Origin of the sequence: Comamonas sp. AG1104, assembly GCF_003350425.1 — a bacterium.
GTDB lineage: Bacteria > Pseudomonadota > Gammaproteobacteria > Burkholderiales > Burkholderiaceae_C > Comamonas > Comamonas testosteroni.
Window position 1 is genome coordinate 334,640 of the sequence record NZ_QQAS01000005.1, and the last position, 15,578, is coordinate 350,217.

The 15,578-nt window shown below is 62.6% G+C and carries 17 protein-coding genes; 3 read left to right on the top strand and 14 right to left on the bottom strand.

Features of this window, described 5'->3' with window-relative positions:
* Positions 1-45: 45 nt before the first annotated feature.
* The 11 genes from DFO48_RS16205 to DFO48_RS16255 all read right to left on the bottom strand — a co-directional run bounded on the left by DFO48_RS16205 (position 46) and on the right by DFO48_RS16255 (position 10,017).
* Positions 46-1,155 carry a YeeE/YedE family protein gene (locus DFO48_RS16205; RefSeq protein ID WP_114864075.1) on the bottom strand — a complete coding sequence of 370 codons (1,110 nt, stop codon included), beginning with the start codon at positions 1,153-1,155 and terminating at the stop codon, positions 46-48.
* A 108-nt stretch (positions 1,156-1,263) separates the two neighbouring features.
* Positions 1,264-2,997, bottom strand: a complete 1,734-nt coding sequence (gene soxB, locus DFO48_RS16210; RefSeq protein WP_114864076.1) for a thiosulfohydrolase SoxB — start codon at positions 2,995-2,997, stop codon at positions 1,264-1,266.
* 213 nt (positions 2,998-3,210) lie between these two features.
* Entirely contained in the window at positions 3,211-3,864 is a 654-nt protein-coding gene (gene soxX, locus DFO48_RS16215; RefSeq protein WP_034368241.1) for a sulfur oxidation c-type cytochrome SoxX, read from the bottom strand.
* 9 nt (positions 3,865-3,873) lie between these two features.
* Complete coding sequence (gene soxA / locus DFO48_RS16220) at positions 3,874-4,683, bottom strand: sulfur oxidation c-type cytochrome SoxA (protein ID WP_114864077.1); 810 nt, start codon at positions 4,681-4,683, stop codon at positions 3,874-3,876.
* Positions 4,684-4,761: 78 nt separating this feature from the next.
* The gene (soxZ, locus tag DFO48_RS16225; protein ID WP_003053938.1) at positions 4,762-5,073 is read right to left on the bottom strand and encodes a thiosulfate oxidation carrier complex protein SoxZ; all 312 of its coding nucleotides are present in this window, start codon (positions 5,071-5,073) and stop codon (positions 4,762-4,764) included.
* A 32-nt stretch (positions 5,074-5,105) separates the two neighbouring features.
* Positions 5,106-5,561 carry a thiosulfate oxidation carrier protein SoxY gene (soxY, locus tag DFO48_RS16230; protein ID WP_034348784.1) on the bottom strand — a complete coding sequence of 152 codons (456 nt, stop codon included), beginning with the start codon at positions 5,559-5,561 and terminating at the stop codon, positions 5,106-5,108.
* Positions 5,562-5,608: 47 nt separating this feature from the next.
* Positions 5,609-6,679 (bottom strand): c-type cytochrome, encoded by a 1,071-nt coding sequence (locus DFO48_RS16235; RefSeq protein ID WP_114864078.1) that lies wholly within the window; start codon positions 6,677-6,679, stop codon positions 5,609-5,611.
* Positions 6,663-8,015, bottom strand: coding sequence for a sulfite dehydrogenase (gene soxC, locus DFO48_RS16240; RefSeq protein ID WP_114864079.1), 1,353 nt, complete (start codon positions 8,013-8,015; stop codon positions 6,663-6,665). The genes DFO48_RS16235 and soxC overlap by 17 nt, the downstream gene beginning before the upstream one ends.
* A gap of 55 nt (positions 8,016-8,070) precedes the next feature.
* Positions 8,071-8,391, bottom strand: coding sequence for a c-type cytochrome (locus tag DFO48_RS16245; RefSeq protein ID WP_114864080.1), 321 nt, complete (start codon positions 8,389-8,391; stop codon positions 8,071-8,073).
* A 115-nt stretch (positions 8,392-8,506) separates the two neighbouring features.
* The gene (locus tag DFO48_RS16250; RefSeq protein ID WP_114864258.1) at positions 8,507-8,992 is read right to left on the bottom strand and encodes a thioredoxin fold domain-containing protein; all 486 of its coding nucleotides are present in this window, start codon (positions 8,990-8,992) and stop codon (positions 8,507-8,509) included.
* Positions 8,993-8,997: 5 nt separating this feature from the next.
* A complete protein-coding gene (locus DFO48_RS16255; protein WP_114864259.1) occupies positions 8,998-10,017 on the bottom strand; it encodes an MBL fold metallo-hydrolase in 1,020 nt (339 codons plus the stop codon).
* Positions 10,018-10,176: 159 nt separating this feature from the next.
* Between DFO48_RS16255 and DFO48_RS16260 the strand changes: the two genes are divergently transcribed.
* Positions 10,177-10,590 carry a DsrE family protein gene (locus tag DFO48_RS16260; protein WP_114864081.1) on the top strand — a complete coding sequence of 138 codons (414 nt, stop codon included), beginning with the start codon at positions 10,177-10,179 and terminating at the stop codon, positions 10,588-10,590.
* Between the two features lie 62 nt (positions 10,591-10,652).
* Here DFO48_RS16260 and DFO48_RS16265 read toward each other — a convergent pair whose 3' ends face one another.
* Positions 10,653-10,961, bottom strand: coding sequence for a metalloregulator ArsR/SmtB family transcription factor (locus DFO48_RS16265; RefSeq protein WP_003053925.1), 309 nt, complete (start codon positions 10,959-10,961; stop codon positions 10,653-10,655).
* 234 nt (positions 10,962-11,195) lie between these two features.
* Positions 11,196-11,789, bottom strand: a complete 594-nt coding sequence (locus DFO48_RS16270; RefSeq protein WP_199407011.1) for an NUDIX domain-containing protein — start codon at positions 11,787-11,789, stop codon at positions 11,196-11,198.
* A 96-nt stretch (positions 11,790-11,885) separates the two neighbouring features.
* On the opposite strand from DFO48_RS16270, the gene DFO48_RS16275 reads away from it, so the two are divergent.
* Positions 11,886-12,824 (top strand): MBL fold metallo-hydrolase, encoded by a 939-nt coding sequence (locus DFO48_RS16275; RefSeq protein ID WP_114864083.1) that lies wholly within the window; start codon positions 11,886-11,888, stop codon positions 12,822-12,824.
* 143 nt (positions 12,825-12,967) lie between these two features.
* Here DFO48_RS16275 and DFO48_RS16280 read toward each other — a convergent pair whose 3' ends face one another.
* The gene (locus DFO48_RS16280) at positions 12,968-14,038 is read right to left on the bottom strand and encodes a 3-keto-5-aminohexanoate cleavage protein (protein WP_114864084.1); all 1,071 of its coding nucleotides are present in this window, start codon (positions 14,036-14,038) and stop codon (positions 12,968-12,970) included.
* A 465-nt stretch (positions 14,039-14,503) separates the two neighbouring features.
* Between DFO48_RS16280 and DFO48_RS16290 the strand changes: the two genes are divergently transcribed.
* Positions 14,504-15,556, top strand: a complete 1,053-nt coding sequence (locus DFO48_RS16290) for a tripartite tricarboxylate transporter substrate binding protein (RefSeq protein WP_233506421.1) — start codon at positions 14,504-14,506, stop codon at positions 15,554-15,556.
* Positions 15,557-15,578 lie beyond the last annotated feature (22 nt).

Below are 15,578 nucleotides of genomic sequence, written 5' to 3' on the forward strand. Positions count from 1 at the left end.
ATCTGTTTATCAGCAAACGCAAGAAGCTATCAAATTTACTTTGCTTCATGCCGTCTCTGCCAGATGGCGCAGCATCAGCACCGCCCCCAGCACAATGCCGGCCAGCGCCACAAAGCTGCCCAGGCTGAGCATAGAGATCGCACTGATGCCCTGGCCCACGGTGCAGCCCATGGCCGTCACCCCGCCTACGCCCATCAGCAGCCCGCCCAGCAAGTGACGGGCCAGGTCCCGGCGGTCGGCAAAGCCCTGCCACTGAAAGTCCCTGCGCCACAGCGCATGGACAAAGCTGCCCAGGACCACGCCAGCCACCGAGGCTATGCCCCAGGTCAGCACCTTGTTGCGATCGCTGAAGAACATCAGCCAGTCCAGCGTGTGCGCCACCGGCGTGACAAAGCTGAAGGCCTCGATACGACCGCTATAGGTCGCGGCATAGACCTGCTCCAGCGTCTGGGGGTGTTCGGCCACCAGCGCCAGATGACCGCTGAGCCACCAAGCTGCCGTCACGCACAGGCCCACTAGCAGCCCGCCCAGCAGCACGGCCCGGCTGCGCTCGGCGCCGGGCCGGGGATCGAAGGCCAGCAACAACAGCAAGGCCCCCAGACCCAGGCCCAGCACGCCGCGCAGCAGCGTCAAGGGCCAGGCCATTTGGCCGGCCAGCCACTCGGGCAGCAGGGCCGGGCCCGCGAATTCAAGATGCACGCTGTCCAGCCAGCGCACCCGCGCCACGGCGGTGATCCCCTTGAGCGTGGCAAAGGCGGCCACGCCCATGACCAGCAGCACCACGAGCGCCTTGAGGCTGCCGCTGCCCAGCCGGGTCAGATTCCTGGCCCCGCAACCCGATGCCAGCACCATGCCTGCGCCAAACAGCCCCCCTCCCGCCAGGGCCGACAGCCACAGAAGGCGGCGGCTGGCATAAAGGGCATCGCCCACCTGCAACTGGCCGCACAGCGCCAACGCCGTGAAGCCCAGCATGCTTACGGCGATGGCCATGCACCACTGGCGCGCCCGCCCCCAGTCCTGCAGATAGACCACATCGCTGATGGCGCCCACGGTGCAAAACCGGGTCTCGCGCATCACAAAGCCCAGCACGGCGGCCAGCAACAAAATGGCCACCAGAACGGTGGCCGTCAGGGAATCAAACTCGGCAGGACTCATGCGGGCATTGGACGGCGCGGCCCGGCTTCAAAGCAATGGCATATACCCCAGCCCGCACGATAACTGTGCCTTAATCGGATTTCCAGGCGTCTTTCCAATCGGCTTTCATCAGGCCTTGGCCAGCCCCTGATTGCCGCCGACATTGATCAGTCGGGGCTCGTCGAGACGGCGCGGCCCCAACGTCTTGCGGTCCTTGAGCCAGGGCTCGACCAGCTCCCAGATCGGCTTGTTGCCGGCCGTCCTGGCCTCCTCGGCCACGGGAGCCCAGCCGGCCACCTTGTATTTCTTGTCCGCCTCCAGCAACTGGCCGTTCAGGCGCATGTCGCTGATGCGCCGGCCCGCGCCGGCCGCCGGGTCGCACTGGTATTGCAGACCGCCCACGCGCACCATGTCGCCGCCCTGCTGGTAGTACGGATCGGGATTGAAGAGATTGTCGGCCACGTCTTCGAGCACCGTCCTGATCGTGGCGCCCGTCATCTCGGTCACGGTGGCGTAGGAATAGGTGGTGGCCGTCATATCCATCAGCCATTCGCGCGTGATGTCCTGCCCGGCCAGCAGCGTTGTCCCCCAGCGAAAGCCCGGCGAGAAGGCAATCGGCGCATTCTGCACCTCCATCATGGCGTCCAGCAGCAACTGGTCGCCTGTGCCGTTGAAGTTGCCACGGCGATACAGCGTGCCGTCGGTGCGCGCCAGCACTTCGCCCAGCCGGCTTTCATAGGGTGCACGCACCCGGGTGATCAGCGCCTGCATCTGGGTATCGGCGGGCAGGATGCTGGCGAACACCGGCAGCAGCCGGTACTGGAAGCCGCGCACCTGGCCGTCCCTGACATCGAAGTCCAGCACTCCGAGAAACTTGCCGTTCGAGCCCGCGTTGGTGACGATGGTCTTGCCGCCCGCGTTCTGCACCAGCGTGGGCACAGGCATGCCGTCATGTGTGTGCCCTCCCAAAATGGCGTCGATACCGCGCACGCGGCTGGCCATCTTGAGGTCCACGTCCATGCCGTTGTGCGAGAGCACGACCACCACCTTGGCCCCTTTGGCGCGCACCTCGTCCACCATCTTCTGTAGATGGTCGTCCTGGATGCCGAAGCTCCAGTCCGCCACCATATAGCGCGGGTTGGCGATCGGCGTGTACGGAAAGGCCTGGCCGATGATGGCCACGGGCACGCCGTTGATCTCGCGGATCACATAGGGCTTGAACACCGGATCGCCGAAATCGGCCGTCTTGACGTTTTGCGCCACAAAGTCGGTCTGCGTGCCGAAGTCCTTGTCGATGATCTCCTGCACGCGCTGCATGCCGTAGGTGAACTCCCAGTGGCCCGTCATCACGTCCACGCCCAGCAGCTTACAGGCATCGACCATGTCCTGGGCCTTGGTCCACAGCGAAGTGGCCGAGCCCTGCCAGGTATCGCCGCCGTCCAGCAGCAGCGCGCCCGGGCGCGAGGCGCGCATGCGCTTGACCAGCGTGGACAGATGGGCAAACCCGCCCACCTTGCCGTAGCGCCTGGCCGCCGCCTCGAAGTCCAGATAGCTGAATGCATGGGCCGAAGCCGTGCCGGGCTTGATGCCCACGGAGCGCAGCAGATGCTCGCCCACCAGATGCGGGCGCTGGTTCTTCATCGCAGCGATACCGAGATTGACACTGGGTTCGCGAAAGTGCACCGGATTGAGCTGAGCATGGCAGTCCGTCATATGCAGCAGGGACACATTGCCGAACGGCGCCACCTCATACAAGGCCTTGTCGGCCAGCGACTGGTCGGCGTAGGCATAGCGCTGCAAGCCCATGCCCGAGACACTGGCTGCCGCCAGCACTTGCAGAAATTCGCGTTTGGAAAGACTCATGCTGATATCCGTTGGTACCTATGCAAGCAGGGAGGCAAGCACGGGCATTTCTACCCAGCCTGATCCGAATTTGCATCAGTTGTGTCCGTAATGCTGCGCGCCGCAATTGCATGGCAAACGCCAGGCAGGGCACTCCATAGCGAAGGGTCATCCCCTCTCGAACTGCGAAGCACCGCAAGAGCGGGGACAAGCGGCATAGCCGCTCAGAGGAAGCTATTTGTTGACGGGAGAGGCAGGATCGACAAGCAAGGCGACAAGATCTCGTGTCTGCGCTTCGCTGAGGATGCCGGAGTGACCGAAGCGCGGCATGCCCGAGCAGGCGTTGTAGGCCTTGGCGTTCCAGATCTTGCCCCAGGTGTACTCGACGATGGCTCTGGATTCGGGGCTGCCCGGATCCTTGATGCCGCGAATCTTTCCATAGTTGTAGAGACTGGGGCCCAGCGTGCCAAAGGAGATTTCTTCCTTGCTGATCTGGTGGCAGTTGTAGCAGTTGCCGCCATTGGCGCTGCCAGCCTTGTCGCTCCAGGTCATGCCCCGGCCGTTCTGGGCGATCTTTTCGCCCTCCTTCCAGTCGCCGAGCAGCTTGCCATCCTGAGGCCATTTGACGGTCTTGAGATTGGCAGCTTCGATGGCTTGCGCACGCTCAGGCGCCAGCGGCTTGCCGGAGGCATCGGCAGCGCTGCAGGCCGCATTCGACTCGTCCTGCTGCAGACGATCGACCTTGGCGATGCCCTGATCGCGAAAAGAGGTCTGCACCATCTTGGCCGTCAAGGCATCGATGTCCGCCACCCCGTCAACGGAGGCACAGCCGAGCACCAGCAACGATGCGGCCACGGCCAGGTACGGCATGTATTTTTGCTTGCGCATAGGGCCTCCTTATCGCTTGATGGCCGGTGCGGTCGACATCCCGCCCTTGCCGTTGACGCCCATGAACACCCCCAGCGCCACAGTCACGTCGCTGGCGTAACCGGGATAGGGAAAGCGCTGCTGACGGAAGCAGTCGTTGAGGCGGCGCTGCATGCTCCACAGCTCGCCCGATGAGACGCGATAGGCGGGCCAGGCGCCAAAGCCTTCCGCTGCGCCGGGGTTCCTGGTCAGATTGGGCAGATCCTGCATGCGGATGCGCTTGCCATCCGCACCATGGCAGGAGGCACAGGCAAAGTCATGCGGGCCGCCGCGCATATAGAACATGCGCTTGCCCGCCTCGTACATCTGCCTTTCCTGCACATGGCCCTGGGGCAGGTTGAACTTCATGCCTTTGGACTGCGATGAAATCCAGGCCACCAGCCCTTCCATGTTCTTTTGCTCGTCCTTGCCGAACGGTGTTGCCGCAATCTTTTGCGCGTCCAGCCCCTGCAGCCTGTCCATGCAGGTCAGCAGGCGCGACTCCAGATCCTGCACCCTGCCCGTGTCCGCAAAATAGCGCGGCAGCTCTACAAATGCGCCCTTGACCACGCCCGGCCCCTTGCCCAGATCGCACTGCTCCAGGGACGCCTTGCGGGGGCCTCGCTTTTGCTTCCACAGCTCCTCGCCCTTCATCTCGAACAGCTCGGCGGGGTTGCCGTCCTGCAGCATCTCGCGGTACTCGGCAATGCCGTCGGCCGTGGACTTTTGCGCCAGCACCGGCGCGGACATGCACAGGGCCAGCACGGCGGCAGCCATCTGACTGGGGGAGGAATGTCTCATGGGGCAGCTCTCTGTTTTTTGATTGATTCTGGACCGGGATGAAGGCTGGCCGGCGGCCAGCCGCTGTCTGCGCCGTGCTCAGCTCACGGTCGCCTCATCCGTGCGGGTCTCGCCCTTGTTGTCCTTCCAGCTCACCGAGATCTTGTCTCCCGCCTTGGCACCCTTGACCACGAACTGCAAAAACGGGTTCTTGGAAACCGCGGGGCCCCACTCAGCTTGGAGCACCTGCTTGCCGTTGTGCGCGGCCGTCACCTCCTGGATAAACCAGGCGGGCACGGTCTTGCCTTCCGCATCCTTGCGCTGGCCGGTCTCCATCTCATGGGACATCAGCACGCGCACGGTGGTCTTGTCACCTGCAGCCTGGGCACGAATACGCATTGGATCAGCCATGTTCTTCTCCTGTTTCAGATGATTCGTTGCAATCAGCCGCCGCAGCCACCGAGGGTGACCTTGACTTCCTTCTTGGCATAGAAGGCCTTGCCGTCATTGGTGATGGCCACGGCATAGACATCCGAGGACTGGCCCAGCTTGGCGCGGGTCAGGAAGTTGGCGTCCAGCGCCTCGTTGACGGTGAAGGCCGCCACCAGCGTGTTGGGGTTCTTTTCCACCAGCACCAGCATCTGCTTCACATTGGGCAGCGTGGTCGCGGCGCCCAGGGGCACGACGGCCCCGTTTTCGGCGATGTCGGGCGCCGTCAGCGTCACGTCCTTGCTCTCGGCAGGCGCAGCAGCTCCCATGGCCTTGAGCACATCGGCTACGGTCTTGGCGTCGAAGGCGGTCTTGTTATAGGCCGCCTGCGCAGCCTGCGGCAGCAGGCCGGCGGCCATCAGCATGCCGAGCACGGCCGCGCTGTTCCTGAGGGCGTCTCTACGTTTCATCGTTGTCTCCTTTTCATTCACTTCACTGTCGCATGACACAAGCTGCATCAGGGCTTGGCGCCCGCCGCCAGCCACTGGGCAATCACCTTGGCATCAGCATCGCTGAGATTGGGCTGAGGCGGCATGGGTGTTGATCCCCAGACGCCGGAGCCTCCGACCCTGATCTTGTTTGCCAGATAGTCAGGCTGGCCGCCGTGCTTGCCGGCAATGTCGCTGAAGGCCGGGCCGACGAGTTTCTGCGCCATGCCATGGCAGGCCATGCAGGCGTTCTTTTCCAGCAAGGCCGTCGGCGCCGCACTGGCCGATTGCCCGGCGGCCGCTGGCTGCGCGGCCTTGCTGGCGCCGCCATCGGTGGCGATGCCGCGCTGGGCACCGACCAGCCGGTTCTGCTGGGCCAGATTGCCGTGGTTGTTGCTGGCATGCTCGGGCAAGGCCGAGCGCAGCGTGGGTGCGGGGCCGCAGTTGCTCATGCAGGCAGTGGCCAGCACATCGGGCCTGGCGCCTTTGCCGAACTCGTTGCCGGGCCACAGCGCATGCCGGGTCGTCATGCCGTTGCGGTTGGGCAGCTTGCGCTGCACCTCGGTGATATTGCTGTCGCTGAGCGTGAAGTTCTCGGGCACCACGCCGCCGAGGTTGAGCAGATAGGCCGTGACGGCATACACCTCTTCGGTGGACAGCGACTTGGGCGCATTCCAGGGCATGGCGCGGTTGATGTAATCCCACAGCGTCGAGACCGTGGCTACCTTCATCAAGGTCGTGCGCCCCGGAAAGGCCGGGTCCTTGAGCCGCGCCACATGGCCGGTCCTGATGTCCTCGGCCGTGGTTCCGCCGATCAGCGGGCTGAACACCTCGTTGGATTCGCCGAACACCCCGTGGCAGGACGCGCACTTGGCCTCCCACACATCCATGCCTTTTTGCACGGACCCCGAGCCCGGAGGCAGCCCCTTGAAATCCGGGCGCACGTCGATATCCCAGGCCAGAACCTCCTTGCCCGTGGCATTGCGACCCACGCCGGGATAGCGGTCTTCGGCAGACTTGCCCTGCGCCGCAGCGGGCCCGGCAGCCACGCCCATGGCCAGCAGCGCCAGCAGCGCCAGCGGTTTACGCAAGCTGAACATTGGCGACCTCCCCGTTGGCTCGTACCGCCCAGGACTGGATGGAATTGTTGTGATAGATGGAGCGTGTGCCCCGCGCGGCACGCAGCTGCTGGTTGCTGGGCTGCACATAGCCCGTCTCATCCATGGCGCGGCTCTGGATGATGCATTCCTCGCCATTCCAGACCCAGTCCAGATGAAAGCGCGTCAGGCACTTGTCCATCACCGGCCCTTCAAGCCGGGCCGTGCGCCAGTTGCGACCGCCGTCCACGCTCACATCCACGCGCCTGACCTTGCCGCGCCCCGACCATGCCAGGCCCGTGATGTTGTAGAAGCCCTTGTCCAGCAGCATCTGTCCGCCGGACGGCGTGGTGACCACGCTCTTGCATTCCTGGATGCTCGAGTACTGGCGGTGCTGTCCGTCGGGCATCAGGTCCACATAGTGGATGGCCTCGTCCTTGGCCGCATAAGGCATGTCGCCCACTTCGATGCGGCGCAGGTATTTCACCCAGCTCACGCCCTGCACGCCCGGCACCACCAGGCGCAGCGGATAGCCCTGCTCGGGCCGCAGCATCTCGCCGTTCTGGCCGTAGGCGACCAGCACCTCGCCCGAAGTGATCAGCTCCACGGGAATGGTGCGCGTCATCGACGAGCCGTCCGCCCCCTCGGCCAGGATGAAGCGGCCTTTTTTCAGATCGGCACCGGCCATCTCCAGCAAGGTGATCAGGGGCACGCCCGTGAACTCGCTGCACGACAGCATGCCGTGCGTGTACTGCACCGTGGGCACGGCCACATTGCCCCACTCCATGCCGGTGTTGGCGCCACATTCGATGAAGTGAAAACGCGACACCGAAGGCAGACGCATGATCTCGTCCATGGTGAAGACCTTGGGATTCTTCACCAGACCATTGATCATCAGCCTGTGCTTGGAGGGGTCGATGTCCCACCAGCCCTGGTGGTGACGCTCGAAATGCAGACCGCTGGGCGTGACGATGCCGAACAGCGACTGCAGCGGCGCAAACGATACCGAAGCCTGCTTGGTCTGGGTCAGCCCCGGGCTCTGGCGGCGCTGCACATTGGCCTCGTACCGGGAAGGCTTGCCGTAGCCGTCGGTGACCACCGGCTGGCCCAGGCCCTTGCTGTGCGCGGGCAGCTCCAGAATATTCGGATCTCCCTCGCCGCTCACGGCCTGCCGGCCCTGCGCATGGACAGTTGCAGCGCCGGCTGCCGCAGCTGCGAAAGCCCCGCGAATGAAGTCACGCCGACCGGCCCTGGCCTCGGCAAACACGGTGCCGACATCGCCTGAGCGCACGAAATTCTCGGGTGCCTTGCGCACCTTGCCCGTCAACTGGCTTTGCATAAGCTCTCTCTTTGATCGCTGGTGGTGCTTGCCGGGAAAGCGTGAGGCGCCTGTGTCATTTGAAACCCTTGAGAATCCAGGCCGCCAGTGTCTGGGTGTCGGCATCGCTGAGTGCGGGCTGGGCGGGCATGGGCACCGGCCCCCATTTGCCGGAGCCGCCGGCCTTGATGCTTTTGGCCAGATAGGCCTGTGCATCGGCCTGGGCCCCATATTTCCTGGCCACGTCCTGGAACGCCGGGCCTACCAGTTTCTTGTCTGCCGCATGGCAGGCCATGCAGGCGTTCTTCTGCGCCAGCGCCTGATCTGCCTGCGCCAGTGCAGGAACAGCCAGCCCCAGCAGCACCGTCAAGCCACCCAGCCAGGATGCAGTCTTCATCGCTTGGTCTCCTTATATTTATATATAAGCATGTTGTTATTTAAAGTATCGACCAGGATGCCGAATTTGAAATCCCGCGCTAACCCTCGTTATTCCTGAAGAGGAACAACGAGGCTCAGCGCCCCTGCACCGCTGCGCGGGCCGTCTGCATGCGCTCATCCAGATAAGCGCCATAGAAGTCGGGGATGGAGCTGCCGCTCAAGCGCTCGGCCACCTCCTTGTGAGCGGCTCCATAGAAGAGCACGGTCGGCGCAACCTCGATGCCCAGTTGCCTGACCATGTCGCCATGCGTGGTCGCCACGCCATCCCAGTCCTGCAAAGCCTCACGCGACAGAAAATGAATCTGGGTCACCAAGGCCCCGGAGCGCTGCAGCGCCAGCAGATAATGCTCGCGCACCAGCTTGCAATACGGGCAGCCATGCAGGCTTGCCATCACCACCAGCGGTTGCTTGCCAGCCAGCGCCAAGGCCAGGTCATGCTGCAGGCTCTGGCTGGTGGGCAGCAGACGCTCCGAAGCATCGAGCGCCGCCCACGCAGGGCCCGCGCCCGCCAGCAGCAGCTGCAAGCACAGTCTTCTGCGGGCATGAAAGAAGCGGGCCATGGCCGTCACGGCTTTTCCTGCTCCATCAGCAAGAAGGTGTTGTAGGCATTCATGCGATTGGCTTCCTTGAACAGCGGGTAGGCCGAGAACCTGGACCAGTCCGTCGCCTGGTAGGCCTCGTCAAACGGGTCGAGATTGGCTGCGGCCTTGCCCATGGCCTCGCGCAGATAGTGCAGATAGTCACGCGTCAGCTGCATGTCCCGGCGCGGTTGCTCGGAGGCCGGGCCGTGGCCCGGCACCATGACCTTCACAGGCAGCTTGAGCAACTCGTCCAGCGCCTCAATCCAGTGCCGGCTGTCGGCCTGGCCTACATAGGGAATGCGGTTGCGAAACACCACATCGCCAATGAACAGCACACCGCTTTGCGGCAGGAAGATCGCCGTATCCTCCGGCGTATGCGAGGGCCCCATGTGCTGCAGCACAAAGTCCACGCCCCCCACCTTCAGCGTGGAGCTGTCGCCCGACACCCATTGATTCGCCGGCACCAGGCGCGTGCCCTGGTCGACCCAGGGGGCCAGATCCTTGCGCGAAGCCTCGAGCCGCAGATGCGCGGTCTCGGAGTTGATGTATTCACGTGCCTGGGCATGGGCCACGATTTTTGCGCCCAAGGCCTCGAACACCTGCAGGCCATAGATGTGGTCGGCGTGATAGTGGGTCAGCAGCACATGGCTGATGGGCTTGGGCGTCAGCGTGCGAATTTTCTGCACCAGCTCCTCGGCCAGTGCAGGCGAGCCCAGCGCATCGATCACGACCACGCTGTCTGCGGTGATGACAAAGCCGGCATTGGAGATGAAGTTGCGATTGGCCGCACTGCCCAGCGCCGATACACCCTGCACAAAAAACACATTGGCCGCCACCTGTTGCAGCTCCATCACGGGGGCACTGGCCGCCACGGGAGTGCCCGCCACGGGACCGTTCAGCGCGGGAGCCTCCTCATGTGCTGCATCATGCGCAGCCGCCGCCCCTGTCGCTGCGATCGCGGCCCAAACAAAGCTCCTCAGCGCAGCCCCTGCCCAGCTTGTCATGGCTTTGTCTCCCTTGCATGGGCAGCGCGTCATGCATGCATGTCGCCACTAGCGCTTGCCCTATTTTTGAATGTTTGCGTCATCGTTAATATAAGCAAGTGGCAATATTTAACCAGCAGCATCTTCCCTGATGCCCGCAGACACCACAGGAGACCTTCGATGAAGCGCCAACTTGTTGCCCTGAGCTTTGCCCTGTGTACGGCGATTGCCGCCGCTCAGGATGTGAAAGTGGTCTATCACGTCAACACCGGCGTGGAAACGGCGGCCGCCATACTCGCCAATATCAATAACGAACTCAACGCCTCGCCCACCGACAAGATCGTGGTGGTCACCCATGGGCCCGGCATAGAATTTTTGCTGAACAATGCCAAGGACAGCAAGGGCCGCGAGTTCAGCGGCCAGGTCAGCGCACTGGTGGGGCGCGGCGTGGAGTTCAAGGTCTGCAACAACACGCTGCAAACGCGCAAGCTCGAGGCCTCCAGCCTGCTGATGGAAGCCTCGGTCGTCCCCTCCGGTGTGGCCGAAGTGGCACGCCTGCAGGCCAAAGAGGGCTTTGTCTATCTCAAGCCCTGAGCCCGAAGCGGGCATGAAAAAAGGCGCCTGGTGCGCCTTTTCTTTTTTTGGGGATCAAGCCATCAGTTCTGTTCAATGGCAATCTGCACGCAGATGGTGCGGCACATATGGACGACCTTCTCGTTGGCGATGAAGTAGTAGATGCTGACCCCTTCGCGCCTGCGGCCCAGAATGCCGGACTGGTACAGCGTGTTCAGGTGCTGAGACATATTGGGCTGGGTCGTGTCTATGGAAGCCAGCAGTTCGGAGACGTTTTTCTCTCCGTTGCACAGCGCGCTGATGATCTTCAGCCGCATGGGTGCAGCCATGGCTTTGAACAGCTCGGCCGCACTCTCGAAAACGCTGTCATCCTCAAGCTCTGACGATTCCATGAAACACTCCTGAACACCGCTTCAGACTGCAACCTTCAAATAGAGGTGGTACGCCATGGTGCATGACATGCAGTTTATAGGAAGGTCATGCAGCGCCTGTCGCCACCCGACGACAAACACTGATGGGCATCAGGCAATCCAAAAAAAGAAGCAGCCAGTGCACGACCAACATGAATTTCAGGCACTTTTATAGCTGAAATCCTTATTGAACGTGCGCAAGCAGCTATCAAAAAATCAAGCCGGTTTCCACTCCAGAGACCAGACACCGCTTTGCACATTCTGCAGCCACAGGCAACAGCTCAAGGTCTTGGCATCGGTGACCTGGCCGCTACGCACGCCGTCCAGCAGCTCGGCAGGCGTCATGCTGCAGACATCGAGAAACTCGTCGGCATCGAGATGGCGCTCGCCCGCAGTCAGGCCGCGTGCAAAGAAGATGTGAATGACTTCGTCGGAGTAGCCGATCGCCAGATGCATGGGGCCGGCATAGGCCCATTCGCGCGCGCTGTAGCCGGTCTCCTCCAGCAGCTCGCGCTGGGCGCAGATCAGCGGCAGCTCGCCCGCATCGAGCTTGCCAGCGGGAAACTCCGTCATGACCCGGCCCACGGGGTAGCGAAACTGCCGCTCCAGCAGCACGCGGCCATCGTCGAGCAGGCCTATCACCACCACGGCGCCGGGGTGCACCACATACTCGCGCGTGGCCTGACCGCCATGGGGCAGGCGCACGGTATCGAGCCTGACCTGCAGAAAACTGCCCTGGTGCACCAGCTCGCTTTTGATGGAGTGCTCGATCAGATGGCTTTCCTGAGCCTGTTTGTCTTGTTGGGTCATCTCCGACTCGTCTTTCAAAGCGCTGTGGTGACAGCGCAAATACATCCAAGGTCTTAATCTTCGCAGAAGCCGGCTTCACTTTCCTCCACTCAGACCATGACGCATCCCATCGACACAGCCCAGACAGACATACAGCGCCACCAGTTCGGCCGCGTGACGGTGTTTCGCGGCGCCAAGGGTGGCAAGTATCCGGACGGCAACCAGATCATGATTCGCGGCAGCGATACGCTGGCAGCGCTGGATACGCCTATCGTGGCCAACCATATCGGGGCCGAGTTCGATGCCGCCGAGCTGGTGGTGATGGGTCATGTGCATGAGGACCATATGGCCGGCCTGCACCGCCTGCCAGATGCACAGGTCTTTGCTCACGTCGGCGATCTAGCGGCCTTGCAAAGCTGGGAGGGCCTGGTTGCCACCTTTGGCTGGGCCGATTCGGCGCAGGCCGACATCATGCGCAGCAAGCTGGAGAGCGAATTCTTCTACGCCCCCAGACCCGATGCCAGGGGCTACGAAGATGGAGCCGTCTGGAAGCTGGGCCAGTCGCAGATTCGCGCCATTCATATGCCGGGCCATACGACGGGCCACAGCGTGCTGCTGATCGAGCCCGAGGGTGTTGCCTTTATCGGCGATATCGACCTGACGGGCTTCGGGCCCTATTACGGCGACGCCTGCTCCTGTCTGGCGGACTTTCGCCGCAGCCTGGAACGGCTGCCCGAGATCGATGCCAGGATCTGGGTGACCTCTCACCACAAAGGCATTTACACCGAGCGCGAGACGTTTCTGCGAGACCTCAAGCGCTTTGCTGCTGTCATTGACGAGCGCGGTGCACGCATTCTCGAATGGCTGGCGCAGCGGCCCCTGACGCTCTCGCAGATGGTGGAGCAGCGCCTGCTCTACCCGCAAGGCTTTGATGCGCCCTGGGTGCTGGGGGCCGAGAAGCGCAGCATCTCCCAGCATCTGGACGAGCTGCAGGCGGCCGGAGAAATCCTGCAGGAGCGCAATGTGCGCGGCGAAGACCTTTATCTGCGAGCTTGAATCCAGAAAAATAAAAAAGCCGACTTCTCAAGGAAGTCGGCGGGGCCAGGCGCCTGGCCACGCATCCACCAGGCAAGCGTGACAAGCGCACAGCGGCTAGCCCTTGGCTGATGAGCCGATCCCAGTCACCTGGGCTTTGAGACTCAGGCCACAGCGTCCATGGGCTTGCGCAGAAAGCCCTGGTTGGCGCCCTTGCGGTTGGGCGCGAAGCCGTTCCTGGCCAGGGTTTCGTCGGCGGTTTCGTAGAACACGCCGATCTGCTTGATCTCGCGGGCCTGCTGGGCCGTGGCAATCGGGCGACCGAACTCGCCCGCAATGCGCACCAGCTGCCTGATCTGCTCCACGGTGCTCATCTTGCCCGTGCGGGTCTGGTTCCACAGCACGTCTTCGATACCGCAGCGCACATGCAGCCCCAGGGCCATGCCGATCATGTTGATGGGCAGCACGTTCAGCACCGAGCTTTCCACCGTCACGATGGCGTTGTCGGGCACGGCGCGCAGCATATTGGCCAGGTTGTAGATATTGGCCTGGTCCATGCCGCCGCTGATGGCGACCCAGTTCATGACCAGCGGGCCCTTGTAGACGCCGCGGCGAATCATGCGCTCGATGGTCTCGAAACTGTTGATGTTGTAGACCTGGAAGGCGCTCTGGATGCCCTTTTCGGACAGGCGGCGGATATGTTCTTCGACGAAGCTGGGGTTCGAAGGAACAATCATGTCCTTGTAGGTCTTGTGCAGATGCGGGAAGCCGCGCGAGACACCGCGGAAGTCGTCTTCGCCGGCATGCTCGGTCACGTTCATCTGCGTGGTGTTGACGGTCACTGTCACCTGGTCGGGCACGGGAGTCAGCTCGGCCAGCATGTGGCGGGTGTCGTCGGAGAGCCACTTGGCCTGGCCGTCCGGGCCTTCAGGCGCAAAGCTGATGGAGCCGCCCACCTGAATGATCATTTCGGGCACACGCTCGCGCACGCCGGCGATCAGCTCGTTGAACTTGGACAGGCGCTTGCTGCCCTTGCCATCGTCTTCACGCACATGCAGGTGCAGCACGGTGGCACCGGCCTCATAGCAGTCCACAGCCTTCTGGATCTGCTCTTCCATGGTGATGGGGATGTCCTCGGGGAAGTCCGAGGGAATCCAGCCCGGAGCGTAGGGAGCCGCAGTGATGATCAGCGGCTGCTGGTTTTCGGGGTACAGGTGACCGTCGAGAAAGTTCATGGTTGTTGTCTCCGGTTTGAGTGCGGGAAATCAGTATCTGGACAAACTGCATCAGCCGATTTCAGGCCATTGCCGATGCGTGAGGCCAGTATCAAATGCCATGTGAGATGCCACTTTGCATTTCAAGACACGCGCTTTCTCAAACGCGACAAGGCCGGCAAGCCACGCCTGAAAGCGAGACAGGCAGCAAAGCTGCGCCAAGAGCTTTGCGGGCCGCAGGCTCAAGCTGCCGCAGCCTGAGAACGGCATCGCCCGCATCGGGTAAGTGCGGGGTACCGCAGTCATCAAATGCGAAGTCGCAGGCATGAAACGCCAAGTCACCGCACTTGCGGGCCTCCATCATGAATTGCTGCATTCAACGCAAGGACATGCCAGCCGATTCGGCGCCGTATCTGCACTCTGCCAAGGGCGAGATCGGCAGCTTGACGAATGCCAGACCCCATGACAAAACGACAGGAGACCTCCATGACAAGCGCCGTGAATTTCGCAGAACCCGCCACGCCATCACGCAAGCAACATAGGCGCAGCATGGTTCAAAACCTGCGCTGCTGCGCCGCCGTGCTTTGTACCGGCCTGCTGGCCGCCATGGCGGCGCAGGCCCAGACCCCGGCTCCCACCTGGCCCAGCAAGCCCATACGCATCGTCGTTCCTGCGCCTCCAGGTGGCATCACCGATGGTGTGGCGCGCCTGGTGGCCGATCATCTGCAGACCAATCTGGGCCAGCCCGTGGTCGTCGACAACAAACCCGGCGGATCGGCCGTGATAGCCGAGCGCGCCGTGATGAATGCACCTGCCGACTGGCACACGCTGATGATTGCGCCCTCCAGCATCTGGACCGACTTTCCTCTCACCGTCAAGACGCCCTTCGATGTGCACAAGACCTTCACCTATGTCTCGGATGTGGCCTCCATGGTGCATATGCTGGTGGCCAACAACAGCTTCCCGCCCAACAGGATTCAGGAGGTGCTGGACTATGCGCAAAAGAGCAGCAGCCCGATCAATATCGCCAACCTGAGCCCCGGCACCCGCTCCGACATGCTGGGCGAGCTGCTGAGCAAGAAAAGCGGCGGCAAGATCACTGCCGTGCCCTACAAAGGCTCGGCCCCTGCCATCGTCGATCTGATCGGCAATCAGGTGCAGCTGACCTTTGAAGTGGTGACCAATGCAGCCCCGCTGGTCAAGGCCGGCAAGGTCAAGGCCCTGGGCGTGGTCTCGCCCAACCGCTCGCGCCTTTTGCCCGACGTGCCCAGCTTTGCCGAGCAGAACATGCCCGACTTTGTACTGCCCGATGCCAGTGTGGGACTGTTCGTGCTCAGCAGCACGCCCCCGGCCCTGATCCAGAAGGTGCGCCAGGAAATGGACAAGGTGACTCAATCGGCCAAGTTCCAGGCACAGCTCAAAACCCAGGGCTTTGACGCTCCCCAGCCCGGCACGATGACGGAGCTGCAACAAAAAATGCTAAACACGGTGGAGCAGAACCGCAAAATTCTGAGCAAGCTCAGAATCGCCAGCAACTGAAGGACGCTGGCGTAGCCGCCCT